Raw genomic sequence first — 13170 nt, forward strand, 5'->3', positions numbered from 1 at the left:
GATTTGTCGTGGCGATCAGAGCCACAACGTGCTCACGATCACCGAAGGGGTGGAGGGGGAGATATGGGTCGAGGCGTGGGATCGGGGTGCGGCGTGGGATCTGGGTGCGGCGTGAAGCGCGTCCGCTACCGCTGACGGTGGTCGGTGGCGGGGACGAAAGTCTCCTTGATCGCCCGGGTGGAGGTCCAGCGCAGGAGGTTCTGCGGCGCGCCGGCTTTGTCGTTGGTACCCGACCCCCGCGCGCCACCGAAAGGCTGCTGGCCAACGACAGCACCGGTGGGTTTGTCGTTGATGTAGAAATTCCCAGCGGCGAAACGCAGCGCCTCTGTGGCGTAAGCGATCGCGGTCCGGTCCTGGGCGATGATCGCACCGGTCAAGGCATAGGGTGCGACACCTTCCATCTGATCGACGACGCGCTCGAAGTCGGCATCGTCGTACACATGCACGGCCAGGAACGGTCCGAAGTACTCAGTGGTGAACACCTCGTCGTCCGGATTCGGGCATTCAACGATCGTCGGCCGGACGAAATAGCCCGTCGAGTCGTCGTACGTGCCCCCGGCAAGCACCGTGATGGACGGCTCCGCGTGGGCACGATCGATCGCGCCTTTCAGCTTGGTGAAGGCCCGCTCGTCGATCACGGCGCCCAGGAAGTTCTCAAAATCCCGCACATCACCCATCGGCAGCGACTGCGTCACGTCCACCAGGTCATCGCGCATCCGATCCCACACGCTGCGGGCCACGTAGGCGCGCGACGCCGCAGAGCACTTCTGCCCCTGGTATTCGAACGCACCGCGGATCAGCGCTGTCCGCGCCACGTCAGGGTCCGCCGACGGATGTGCCACCACGAAGTCCTTACCGCCGGTCTCGCCGACGATACGCGGATAGGAGCGGTAGCCGGTGATGTTCTCCGCAGCGGTACGCCACAGATGCTGGAACGTGGCGGTGGACCCGGTGAAATGGATGCCGGCCAGCGCCGGATCGGCCAGGGCCACCTCGGACACCTCGACGCCATCGCCCGGAAGCATATTGATCACCCCTGGCGGCAGCCCAGCCTCCTCAAGCAGGCGCATCGTCCAATGGGCCGCGAACTGCTGGCTCGGCGCCGGCTTCCACAACACGGTGTTTCCCATCAACGCCGGCGCTGTCGGCAGGTTCCCGGCGATCGCGGTGAAGTTGAACGGCGTGACCGCGTAGACGAACCCTTCGAGCGGCCGGTGATCGAGACGGTTCCACACACCGGGGCTGTTGGCCGCGGGCTGCTCGGCCAGGATCTGGCGGGCGAAGTGCACGTTGAACCGCCAGAAGTCGATCAGCTCACAGGCGGAGTCGATCTCAGCCTGGACAAACGTCTTGCTCTGTCCGAGCATCGTCGCCGCGTTCAAGGTGTCCCGCCACGGACCGGCCAGCAGGTCCGCCGCCTTGAGCAGGATCGCCGCGCGGTCGTCGAAGCTCAAGCTCCGCCACGGTCCCGCAGCCGCGGCCGCCGCAGTGATCGCCGCCTTCGTGTCGTCGTGGGTGGCTCCGCGCAACACCCCCAGGACACGGCTGTGCGCGTGTGGCTGGCGCACGGCCCGCTCCGGTCCCCCGCCGGGTCGCCGCTCCCCACCGATCGTCGCTGTGAGTTCCACCGGCCCGGCATCCAGCTCCTTCGCCCTGCGCTCCAGGCTGGCGCGTTCCGCGCTCCCGGGTGCGTAGGCTCGGACCGGCTCGTTCACGGGCACAGGCACCTGGGTCACAGCGTCCACGGATGATGTCCTCTCGTCCAAACCGGTGCATGAGGCAGTCAGGCCCCGCGTGGGAATGTCGACGCCACGCGGGGCACTAGTAGATGCGAACTTACGCGGGTGCCCGCGCCAACACTCTGGACAACCGCCACGGCGATCGGCATCCGTATTGGACATATGCTCAACCATGCTGGACATTGAGTATCTGACCTGCAACGACCCGGTGCACGGTGGCGCACCCGGAGGACGGCCATGCGACCCGAACTTCAGGACATCGTCGACGAGGTGTCCCGGCTCCTGCTGAGGCCGGCCACACTTGAAGATCGCAACTTCAACCTGGTGGCCTTCTGCTCACACGAAGACCCCATCGACGAGGTCCGCCAGAACACCATCCTGCGGCGGCATTCGTCGGCCGATGTCCGCGAATGGTTCGAGCAGTTCGGCATCGCTGCCACCGACCATCCGGTACACATACCGGCCTCACCTGACCGCGGTCTCCTCGCGCGGCTCTGCCTGCCGGCCCGCTGGAACGGCGTCACCTATGGATATTTGTGGCTGCTCGACGAACACAACGAACTGCGCGACGCCGACGTCCCCGCCGCGGTCGCGCTGGCGGGCCGAGCGGGTGCGCTGATGGCACAGGATTCCCGTGTCCGCGAAGACCTCGGATACAAGCTGCAGGATCTGCTCTCAACTGACCACGAGACGGCGGAACAGGCCGCCCAGGACATTCACGACCAAGGCGTCATTCAGCGCGGGACACCGGTCGCGGCCATCGATATCCGGCTGGAAGCAGCCGGCGCCGGCGAGCCGGTGCCGGCGCGTCTGTCCGACTTGCCCCGTTCGATTCTGGTCACGGCCATGGGCGGGCATACCGTCGTGCTCGTGCCGCTGGCCGGTACTGACCTCTCCCCAGCTACGACGATGGCGCAGCGGGTCCTGGATCTGTACCGGCAGCGGTTGGCACCGCCGCATCGCGAGGAACTGGCGGCCGGTGTCGGAGCTCCGCGTGCCGACCTGGTCCAGGCCCACGCGAGCTGGCAGGAAGCGCGCGTCGCTAGCCGGGCAGGTCACGCGCTACCACAGTTCCGGCCCGTGGCCTCCTGGGCCGACCTCGGCGTTTACCGGCTCTTGGGATGCGGCACCGACACTTCCCTCGCCAACGCGATCCTGGACCCCGCCGTCTTGCGGCTATTGGAGCACGACGACACCGACCTGCGAGACACCGCGACCGTGTACCTCCAGCACGGAGGCAATGTGCAGCAGTCGGCCGCGGCGCTTAATGTGCACCGCCAAACCGTCTATTACCGGCTGGGACGCATCGAACAGATCACCGGTCTCGACCTGGCCCGCGGCGATCAGCGGCTGCTGCTACACCTCGGTCTGACGATGGCTCCGCTGCTGGCCGACTCGATGCTCACGCGCGATCCGTCGCGATGACGTCGTGGTCATGCTGGGGATCGGTCTCATAGCCCCAGCCGCGCTTCGGCGGACCGCTGATCCGGTGTGTCTCGTCAGGTGTGCGGATGCGCAATACGGTGGAGAGATGACAGCCACGCACGAGGTCACCAACCAGCCGCCACCGCTGGTCGACTATGACGCGTTCGCCGCTGACGCGGCCCTTGTCGAGGCCTACCAGCGCCACGGCTCGGCCGCCCGGCGTGAAAGTCTCCATGATCTGGGCCGGGCCGCCGGTTCTGCCGAGGCCCGCCAATGGGCCCGGGAGGCCGACACCCATCACCCCGTCCTGCGCACCCATGACCGCTACGGCCATCGAATCGACGAGGTCGATTTCCATCCGTCCTGGCACCGGCTCATGGAAACTGCGGTGTCGCACGGCCTGCACGCCGGCCCGTGGGGACTCGGCGAACCGCACGCGCACGCGACACGCGCCGCCGGATTCCTGGTGTGGAGCCAGGTCGAGGCCGCACACATGTGCCCCATCTCGATGACGTACGCGGCCGTGCCGGCGCTGCGGGTCAGTCCGGCGATCTCCTCGGTGTGGGAGCCACGGCTCACCGGCCCCTACGAGCCCGGGCTACGCCCACCCGGCGCCAAGGCAGGAGTCCTGGCCGGGATGGCGATGACCGAGAAGCAGGGCGGCTCCGACGTGCGGGCCAACAGCACCCGGGCCGAGCCGGCCGGCGACGGCTGGTACGAGCTCACCGGGCACAAATGGTTCTGCTCCGCGCCGATGAACGACGTCTTCCTCGTGCTCGCGCAGGCGCCGGAAGGGCTGAGCTGCTTCGTCGTTCCCCGGATTCTCGACGACGGCTCCCGCAACGTCTTCCGCATCCAGCGGCTCAAAGACAAACTCGGCAACCGGGCGAACGCCTCCGCCGAGATCGAGCTCGACGGCACCCACGGACAACTGCTGGGCGAAGAAGGCCGTGGTGTGCCCACCATCATCGAGATGGTCGCGGCCACCCGCCTCGACTGCATTCTCGGTTCCGCGGCACAGATGCGCCGCGCCGTCGCCGAAGCGGCCTGGCATACCGCGCACCGCACAGCGTTCGGCACCAAACTCGACGACGCGCCGTTGATGCAGGCTGTGCTCGCAGACCTGGCGGTCGAGTCCGAAGCCGCTACCGCACTCGCGATCCGGCTCGCGTCGTGTGTCGACCACGCCGGCGATCCGCACGAGCAGGCACTACGCCGGATCGGGCTGCCGTTGGGCAAGTTCTGGGTCTGCAAACGTACGCCGCACGTCGTCGCGGAGTCGCTCGAGTGTCTCGGTGGCAACGGTTACGTGGAAGAAAGTGACATGCCGCGTCTCTACCGCGAGGCGCCGCTCAACTCCATCTGGGAAGGAGCCGGCAACGTCCAGGCGCTCGACCTGCTGCGGGTGCTCACCCGGGAGCCGGAGGCGATCAACGCCTGGCGTGCAGAGGTCGACGTCGCCGCCGACGCCGCTCCCAGCGCCGGCGCTCAGCTCCGCACGGCGGTCGCCGACGTCGAATCGCTGCTGCGTGCGGTGGCCGCCGAACCGGACGCTGCCGCTCGCCAAGCCCGGACTCTGGCGGGCCGGATGGCGGTCCTCCTGCAGGCGTCGCTGCTGGTGCGGTTCGCGCCTCCGGCCGTCGCCGACGCTTTCTGCGCCACCCGGCTCGACGCCTCGCACGGAGTGTTCGGAATGGTGCCACCCGCCGTCGACACCCGCACGATTCTCGACCGGGCCACTCCCCCACGATGAGACACACCACGTCATGATCTGCTCCCAATGCCGCGAAACCCGTCACGACGAGTGCCCGGCCCGCACCAGGGGCCGGTCATGGTGCGACTGCCAGCACCAGGACACCAACCAGCCCACCGAGCCCGCGACTGGCCACGCCTCCGAATAGCCACCCCGCACGGTTCGGTGATCGTCAGCGGATTGTGGTCGCGTTTTGGTGATCAACAGTGCGTTCTGGTTGTAACTCAGCAACCACAATCCGCTGACGATCACCGCTGGGGGTTAGAGGCTGACGGAGCAATCCGGCACTTCGGCGGCGTTGACAACCGTGCGGCCCTCGACCACCACGGTGACCGTTCCGGTGCATCCGGAGCTGCTCATGGTGCCGTCGAAGGTAGCCGTGGCGGCATGACCGTCCGTGGTGCGCGCCTCACAGCGAGCCGTGCCGGCCAGCGATGTTCCGCTTCGCGTCAGGTCGGTGGCACAGTCCGGCTTGCCTTGCAGCTCGATGCCCGCCTGGGCCAACTGGTCCTGGATGCCCTTCTCCAGGGCTCTGGACGCCGCAGCGTCGATGCTTCCGGACAGCCGATCAGTGATCTCGGAGCAGCCGGTGACCGCGAGTAGCGGTAGGACGAGGACGACAAGTAGCCTGCGCACGAACGCAGCATAGACGATCATGATCGTCACGCCGCATGTGGAGGCGACAGAATTTGAGACAGTCTCGTCCGGATTATGGACACCACCTCGTAGTCCGCGCATAGGCGTGCGAGTATTGCTGGCATGTTGAACGCGTCGATGCTCTACCTCGTGGTCCGCCGCCACGTGGATTTCCGGCGCGTCGCCAGCATGATGTGTCTGGCCAGCTGACCCGCCCGTCGATTCTATTCCGGGCGCTCGGACGTGTCGGCTAATCGGTCACCGTCGATCTGACCCGCGCGTTTCGCTGCGTCCCCGACCCCTCGAGGACGAGATCTCTCAATGCCACCGAGCAAGGTTGACATCCCCCGCCGACCGCGCGGCGAAGGCCAGTGGGCGTTCGGCCACCTCGAACCCCTCAACCCCAACGAGCGGGTCAAGAGGGACGACGACGGCCTCAACGTGCGTGCGCGCATCGAGAACATCTACAGCAAGCGGGGCTTCGCCAGTATCGACCCGCAGGACCTGCGCGGCCGGTTCCGCTGGTACGGCCTGTACACCCAGCGTCGTCCCGGCATTCCCGGTGGACGCACGGCCGTGCTGGAGCCGCACGAGCTAGACGACGAGTACTTCATGCTGCGGGTGCGCATCGACGGCGGTGCGCTCACCACCGAACAGCTGCGCGTCATCGCGGACATCTCCACCACCTACGCGCGCGACACCGCCGACGTCACCGACCGGCAGAACGTCCAGCTGCACTGGATCCGTGTCGAAGACGTTCCGGCCATCTGGGAGAAGCTCGAGGCCGTCGGGCTGTCCACGATGGAAGCGTGCGGAGATACGCCGCGGGTCATCCTCGGTTCACCGGTGGCGGGCATCGCGGCCGACGAGGTCCTCGACCCGGAGTGGGCCATCGAGGAGATCCAGAACCGCTATATCGGCTCGCACGAATTCTCGAACCTGCCACGTAAGTTCAAGTCGGCCATCAGCGGGCTGCCCGACGTCTCACACGAGACCAGCGACATCTCCTTCATCGGGGTCAACCACCCCGAGCACGGCCCCGGCCTCGACCTCTGGGTCGGTGGTGGACTGTCCACCAACCCGAAGCTGGCCGTGCGCCTCGGCACCTGGATCCCGCTGGAGGAGGTGCCAGAGGTCTGGGCCGGCGTCACCCGCATCTTCCGCGACTACGGCTACCGCCGCCTGCGGCACCGCGCCCGCCTGAAGTTCCTCGTCGACGACTGGGGTGCGGAGAAGTTCCGCGAAGTGCTCGAGTCCGACGACTACCTGGGCCGCAAGCTGATCGACGGCCCGGCTCCCCCGGTCCCCGAGCAACCCTTCGACCACGTCGGCGTCCACGAGCAGAAGGACGGCCGCTACTACGTCGGCGTGGCTCCGCTGGTGGGACGTGTTTCCGGAACCACTCTCGCGACCCTGGCCGACATGGCCGAACGGCACGGCTCGACCCGGATCCGGGCCACGCCGTATCAGAAGCTCGTCATCCTCGACGTCGAGGCCGACGCCGTGGAGCCGCTCATCGCCGACCTCGACTCCATCGGTCTGCAGGCCCGGCCCAGCGTTTTCCGCCGTGGCACCATGGCCTGCACGGGCCTGGAGTACTGCAAACTGGCCATCGTGGAAACCAAGGGCCTGGCCTCTGACACCGTGGCCGAGCTGGAGAAGCGCCTCGAGGATGTCAACGACCAGCTCGACGTGCCGATCACCCTCAACGTCAATGGCTGCCCCAACTCGTGCGCCCGCATCCAGGTCGCCGACATCGGCCTCAAGGGCCAGATCGTCAAGGGCGAAGAAGGATTCCAGGTGCATCTGGGCGGCGGCACCGGCCTGGACGCCGGCTTCGGCCGCAAGCTACGCGGGCACAAGGTCACCGCTGCCGAGCTGCCGGAATATGTGGAACGGCTGGTCCGAGGCTTTCTCGCCCAGCGCGAACCCGGAGAGCGCTTTGCTCAGTGGGTCGCTCGTGCTGAGGAGGCGGCTCTGCAATGACGACACGAGCGGCGATCCTGCACTGCCCGTTCTGCGGTGAGGAAGATCTCTTCCCGGTTGAGGAACATGGGGGCTGGGAATGCCGCTCTTGTCTGCGTGTCTTTTCGGTGAAGATGCTTGGCCTGTCCACGCGAAGGGGACTCTAGATGACCATCACCACGACCGAACCGCTGGAAGAACTCGCCCTCGACGCCGCCCGCAACCTGGAAGACGAGTCCGCCGGCAACATCGTTCGCTGGGCCCACGAGACCTTCGGTGAGAAGTTCGCCGTCACGGCGTCGATGGCTGACGGTGTGCTCTCCCACGTGGCATCCCTGGCCGTGCCCGGCATCAAGGTGCTCTTCCTCGACACGGGTTACCACTTCGCCGAGACCATCGGCACCCGCGACGCGATCGCGGCCGCCTACAACATCGACGTCGAGACCATCACTCATCCGCTGCGAGTCCCTGAGCACGAGGCGGAGTACGGTCAGCTGTACAAGATCGATCCGGACCTGTGCTGCGCGATCCGGAAGGTGTGGCCGCTGGACCGCGCGCTCGCGCCGTACGACGCATGGGCCGGTGGGCTGCGCCGCGCCGAGTCGCCCAGCCGCGCCGAGACTCCCGTCGTCACCTGGGATCCCAAGCGGCGCAAGGTCAAGATCAACCCGCTTGCCACCTGGACCGACGACGACGTCGACGAGTACGTCGCCAAGTACAACATCCTGGTCAACCCGCTCAAGCAGATCGGCTACCTGTCGATCGGCTGCGAGCCCTGCACCCGGCCGGTGGCGCCCGGTGAAGATGCCCGGGCCGGCCGCTGGGCGGGTTCGTCCAAGACCGAGTGCGGGATCCACCTCTAGTGGGCACGCCGTCGCAAGACCACAACCCCCCGGTGATCGACAGTACGCCGCGGTCGTTACCCGTCGGGAAAACCCCTGGTCGCGAGTCAGCGGAGCAACCACAACCCACTGACGATCACCGGAGATATCCGCTGCTGCTCGACCTTGCGGGCAAGCGCGCGGTGGTCGTGGGTGGGGGCCCGGTGGCCGCACGACGCGCTGAAGCGCTGGCCGATGCCGCCGCCGACCTCGTCGTCGTCGCCCCCGCCGTGTGCGAACCGATGGCCGAGCTCATCAGCGCCGGGCGGGTGCACTGGCAGCCCCGGCAGTACCGGTCCACCGATCTCGACGGCGCCTGGCTGGTGCACACCGCCACCGGCGACCGTTCGGTCGACGACGCCGTGGCCGCCGAAGCCGAAGCAGCGCGCGTATGGTGTGTCCGGGCCGACGACGCGAGTGCCTCGCCGGCGTGGACGCCAGCTGTCGCGCGCCTCGGCGATGTCGTCATCGCGGTCAGCGGCGGCGGAGATCCCGGCCGCGCCCGGGCGCTGCGCAACGCCGTGCAGGCTGCCCTGGAGAACGGTGAGCTTCCGCTGCGCCACGTCCGCACCGGACAGACCGCAGGTAGTGTCGCGCTGGTCGGAGGGGGGCCGGGCGACCCCGGGCTGATCACCACGCGCGGACGGCAACTATTGGCCGGCGCCGACGTCGTCGTCGTCGATCGCCTCGGTCCGCGCTCCCTGCTCGATGAACTGGACGACGACGTCGTCGTCATCGACGTCGGTAAAACACCAGGACACCATCCGGTCCCCCAGGACGAGATCAACCGGCTACTGGTCGAGCACGCTCAAGCCGGCCATCGGGTGGTGCGTCTCAAGGGCGGTGACCCGTTCGTGCTCGGGCGCGGCGGGGAGGAAGCGCTGGCCTGCCACGAGGCCGGCGTGCCGTTCGAAGTAGTGCCCGGGGTAACCAGCGCGGTGTCGGTGCCTGCGGCAGCCGGTATCCCGGTGACCCACCGCGGCATCTGCAAGCAGTTCACCGTCGTATCCGGACATGAAGGCCTCGACTGGCCGTCATTGGCGGCGAGCGAGGGCACCCTGGTGTTCCTGATGGGCGTCTCGCTGCTGGCGGATACGGCAACCAACCTGGTGAACGCGGGCATGGACGCCTCGACGCCGGCCGCCGTCGTCGAGGACGGATACGGCCCGCGTCAGCGACTGACCACCGGCACCCTCGCCGACATCGCCCAGCGCGCCGCCGCCGTGGGCGCCAAGCCACCGGCGGTGATCGTCGTCGGCGACGTCGTCAACGTCGCCACCGAACTCTCTAAGCCCTGACCCGCCCGTCGTGGCCCCGGACCACGACGGGCGACGACACCCCGCGGGCGCACCGCAAGGGCGAGTCGCTCAGCCGGCCGCGCCGACGGAGCCTGCGGAGCCACCAGAACCCATTGAGCCGCCGGCGAGGCGCTTCTGATACTTGTCCAACGCGGCGTCGAGGGCGGCCTCAGGGTCGATTCCGACCTCCGCAGCCAGCGCAAGCACCGAGTAGAGCAGGTCGCCGATCTCGCCGGCCAGGCCTGGCGCCGCGGCAGCCTGGAACGGCCGCCGCCCGTACTCGGTGGCTGCGAGCACCTCCTTCGCGACCTCGCCAGCCTCGCTGCAGATGTCCATACTCCGCGCCTCGATGCTCATGTAGGCATCGTTGCGCTCCAGGAAGTCCGCAACGCGCGTTATCGACTCGCCCATTCCAACCAACCTCAGCTAAATGATCATGTTTGGTGGGTTTCCTCGTGCATCACCATGCCTGCAGGCCCTTTGACGCACGAGAGAACCTACCAAACATGATCATTTAGGGAGCGGTGGGTTGGGCTTCGGACGGCGGCGTACCGCTGAGACGATCAGTAGGCGCACTGCTGCGGGAACTTGGTGCACTGAGTGATCGGCGCGCCACGTGGCGGAATGTCGGTCCACCGGTCTGGGTCGACGTCGGACAGCGTGCCGTCGGCGATCGCGTCGGTAATGGCCCACAGGCCGGCGACGTTCTGCTTGACCAGGTAGCCGCGGCTCTTCTGGCCGATGCCGCCGCGAGTCTCGAAGAACATCGCGTTGGTCCGCCATCCCGCGTATTCGCCGTCAGGTCCGGGCGCATCCAGCATGGACGCCGAGGTGACGCCCTCCGGAATGTTGATGTACGGGTAACGCGTGACGTTGACCGCTCCGTTCTTGCCGGCCGCGTCGGCCGCCACGACGGCCATCTGCCGTACGGCGTCCCACTGTGCTTCCTCCAGCATCCCCGGATCGAGCGAAATACCCATCGAGAAAGTGGTCATGTCGTCGGAATCGCCCGAGTAGTACGTGCCCTGGTGATGGATGTCGATCATGTAGTGCGGCAGGAAGTCGGCCCACAGATACCAATGTGCTTGCGACTCCACGGCGCGGTGCCGGGTGTAGTTGTCGAATACGGAGTCCGGCAGCGGCGCCAGGCCCCCGTCCACTCGGATCGAGTTGACCAGGTCGAACGTGTCCCGGTCCACGCCCCAATCCCGGTTGAGGTCGATTCCGTGGACAGTGTCCTGCCGGATGTAGGCCTCGTAGCCGTCCGGGTTGTACAACGGAATCACCACGAACGTGATCTCCTCCAGCACCTCGCGGGCATGCTTCCCGCCAGCCGCCAGTTGCTTCAGGAACGCAAGCGAAGCCTCCGCTCCGTACGGCTCGTTGCCGTGGATACGGCCCTGGACCCAGACCCGGGTATCTCCGGATCCGATGTAGGCCACGCTCAGCGAACGGCTCTCGCCGCTCAGGCCGATCTCCTCCACTTGGACCGCGCCCTTGCTGCGCGCCTCGATCGCTTTCAGCTCAGCTTGGACATCCTCATAGCTGAGCATGGCAGACCGGTTCGGGTCCTCCTGCCCCGGTGGGACGTGCGGACCTCCAGGCTTGCCGGCAACGGCGACGCCGGCCGAGCCGGCCACCAACGCCAGAACAAGCATGCAGACGAACAAGATCGGGTGACGACGGTGTGGGCGGCTCATGGACGTCCCTTCTGCCGGCGGCGCACCGACGAAATGTCGGCCCTATGACGTATAGCACACTGTCGTCACAGAAAGTCAATAAGAACCCGCGCGAATAGGGGCGCCGGATAGGGAGCGGGGTCGGGCGCCTGGATAGCAAGGCCGAGGAAGGAGTCGCACTGGGTTTGTGCGTCGACTGACGAGAACGCAGCTAGCCAGGATGCCCGGGCCCGCGAGCCCGGCGACTCCCTATTCGCGCGGGTTCTAAGCGGGCCACGTGTTGATCAGGTCATCGCGCCTGGAGATGTCTCACCTCCGGCTCAGTCGCGCACCACTGCCCCGTCACTGGTGAAACGACGTTGGCGCACGGGCGAAACCCGTGCGCCAACGTCGCGTTCACATCACACCGGCGGCATTCAGGCGCAGGCCGATGTGTACTCGTAGGCGTCGGCCGTCTCACCGGTGACGTCCGCCTCGACCGTCGACACACCGAGCGGGGCGTCTTCGTCGGGGCGGTTGATCACCGCGGTGCGCGTGGCGGTCTCGTCCGGGTCGCCGCCGAAGGTAGCCGTGGGCAGCATGCCCTCGTAGTCGACCTCGAGCCCATCCACCGCCGACCGCAGGCCGGCCCGGGTCAGGTCTTCGTTCGCGGCCGCAGCTTCCAGAGCCGCCTTGATCGGGTACGACCACACCCAGCCGAAGATGAAGCCCTCATTGTCCGGCAGGTCGCCTCCAACTGATTCACGCATGGCTTCGTGCCCGGCTGTGTCCGCCTCCCAGCCTTCCCACGGAGCGATATGCAGGTAGACGGCCTTCAGCGCCTCACCCGCCGGGGAGTCCAGCAATGCGGGGTTCCACGTAGGCACCGAGCCGAGGAACTGGCCCTCGAAACCGTTGGCGATCGAACCGCCGACGATCGCTGCCGCCTCGGCCGGGCCAACGGCAAGTACGACGACGTCCGCGCCGCTGCCCACGACCTGGCCGATCGCCGCGTCCTGCGAGCCGACGACGGCGTCCGGGGCGGTCTCGACCCAGCCGGCGAACTCCACGTCGTTCGCCTCGGCCCACGCCTCGACACCGGCCGCGGAGTCTCCTCCGTAGTCGCCCGGGTAGCCGACAGCGAGAACCGACGACGGCTCCGCGACATTCGCAGCGGCCCAATCCAGGCCGATCTGCGACTCGATGCAGTACGAATACCCCGACTCCAGGATCAGACCCTGGTCGCTGTCCTCGAAGTGCCAGCCCGACCACCACGTCGCCGGGGCGCCGATGACGTCGTCGCTGTCCATGTCGGACAGGATCGCCTCGGTGGGTTCCGTTCCGAGAGTCTGGGCCAGCGCCAGGATGTTCGGCTCGATCTCCCGGTACCGGGCGCTGTGCTCCTGCGGGTCGTACAACGTGTCGCGAGTGTACGTCGCGATGTCGATGTCGAAGCCGCCGATGCCGCCGTCCTCGTTCACCCGCTGCCAGAAGGCGCCCTGACCGGCCGTGATGGGGATCGCCAGCGCCGCGAACGGCCCTTCGCTCAGGTCGGACAGCACACCCAGGTAGATACAGCCGTTGTCCGGATTGACCGCCTCCGGGCACGGCTCCTCGGTGACGCCGATGTCGAAGGCGATGCCGTCGGCCTCTCCCTCATCCGGCGGCTCGTCCTCGTCGGCGGGGTCGTCTTCTTCGGTGACCTCCGGGGTCTCGTCTTCGGCGCCGTCGTCGTCATCGACGGCACAGGCCGTCGCCATCAACGCCACCACTCCGAGCACGGCGACCAAGCGCCGTGTCTTGGTACTTTTCATC

Annotated in this window: 10 protein-coding genes; 5 read left to right on the forward strand and 5 right to left on the reverse strand. The window is 67.4% G+C overall.

Going from position 1 to position 13170, the window contains the following annotated elements; genetic code table 11:
- Positions 1–125 precede the first annotated feature (125 nt).
- Entirely contained in the window at positions 126–1745 is a 1620-nt protein-coding gene (gene pruA, locus F7O44_RS04155; RefSeq protein ID WP_162448873.1) for an L-glutamate gamma-semialdehyde dehydrogenase, read from the reverse strand.
- A 231-nt stretch (positions 1746–1976) separates the two neighbouring features.
- Here pruA and F7O44_RS04160 point away from each other — a divergent pair, with 231 nt between their 5' ends.
- Positions 1977–3164 carry a PucR family transcriptional regulator gene (locus F7O44_RS04160; protein WP_162448874.1) on the forward strand — a complete coding sequence of 396 codons (1188 nt, stop codon included), beginning with the start codon at positions 1977–1979 and terminating at the stop codon, positions 3162–3164.
- A 106-nt stretch (positions 3165–3270) separates the two neighbouring features.
- Positions 3271–4917, forward strand: coding sequence for an acyl-CoA dehydrogenase family protein (locus tag F7O44_RS04165; RefSeq protein WP_162448875.1), 1647 nt, complete (start codon positions 3271–3273; stop codon positions 4915–4917).
- A 261-nt stretch (positions 4918–5178) separates the two neighbouring features.
- Here the strand turns inward: F7O44_RS04165 and F7O44_RS04170 are convergent, their stop codons facing one another.
- Positions 5179–5553, reverse strand: coding sequence for a hypothetical protein (locus F7O44_RS04170; protein ID WP_162448876.1), 375 nt, complete (start codon positions 5551–5553; stop codon positions 5179–5181).
- Positions 5554–5874: 321 nt separating this feature from the next.
- On the opposite strand from F7O44_RS04170, the gene F7O44_RS04175 reads away from it, so the two are divergent.
- From F7O44_RS04175 to cobA, 3 genes are all read left to right on the forward strand, one after another.
- Positions 5875–7539 (forward strand): nitrite/sulfite reductase, encoded by a 1665-nt coding sequence (locus tag F7O44_RS04175; protein WP_162448877.1) that lies wholly within the window; start codon positions 5875–5877, stop codon positions 7537–7539.
- 146 nt (positions 7540–7685) lie between these two features.
- The gene (locus F7O44_RS04180) at positions 7686–8381 is read left to right on the forward strand and encodes a phosphoadenylyl-sulfate reductase (RefSeq protein ID WP_162448878.1); all 696 of its coding nucleotides are present in this window, start codon (positions 7686–7688) and stop codon (positions 8379–8381) included.
- Between the two features lie 131 nt (positions 8382–8512).
- Complete coding sequence (cobA, locus tag F7O44_RS04185; protein WP_187361104.1) at positions 8513–9697, forward strand: uroporphyrinogen-III C-methyltransferase; 1185 nt, start codon at positions 8513–8515, stop codon at positions 9695–9697.
- A gap of 69 nt (positions 9698–9766) precedes the next feature.
- On the opposite strand, the gene F7O44_RS04190 is transcribed toward cobA, so the two are convergent.
- The 3 genes from F7O44_RS04190 to F7O44_RS04200 form a co-directional block, all read right to left on the reverse strand.
- A complete protein-coding gene (locus F7O44_RS04190; protein ID WP_222851036.1) occupies positions 9767–10108 on the reverse strand; it encodes a MazG nucleotide pyrophosphohydrolase domain-containing protein in 342 nt (113 codons plus the stop codon).
- Between the two features lie 152 nt (positions 10109–10260).
- Positions 10261–11397 (reverse strand): M14 family zinc carboxypeptidase, encoded by a 1137-nt coding sequence (locus tag F7O44_RS04195; RefSeq protein WP_162448879.1) that lies wholly within the window; start codon positions 11395–11397, stop codon positions 10261–10263.
- Between the two features lie 395 nt (positions 11398–11792).
- Positions 11793–13169 (reverse strand): ABC transporter substrate-binding protein, encoded by a 1377-nt coding sequence (locus F7O44_RS04200; protein WP_162448880.1) that lies wholly within the window; start codon positions 13167–13169, stop codon positions 11793–11795.
- Position 13170 lies beyond the last annotated feature (1 nt).

The sequence above is a fragment of the Phytoactinopolyspora mesophila genome (assembly GCF_010122465.1).
In the GTDB taxonomy this organism is placed as follows: domain Bacteria; phylum Actinomycetota; class Actinomycetes; order Jiangellales; family Jiangellaceae; genus Phytoactinopolyspora; species Phytoactinopolyspora mesophila.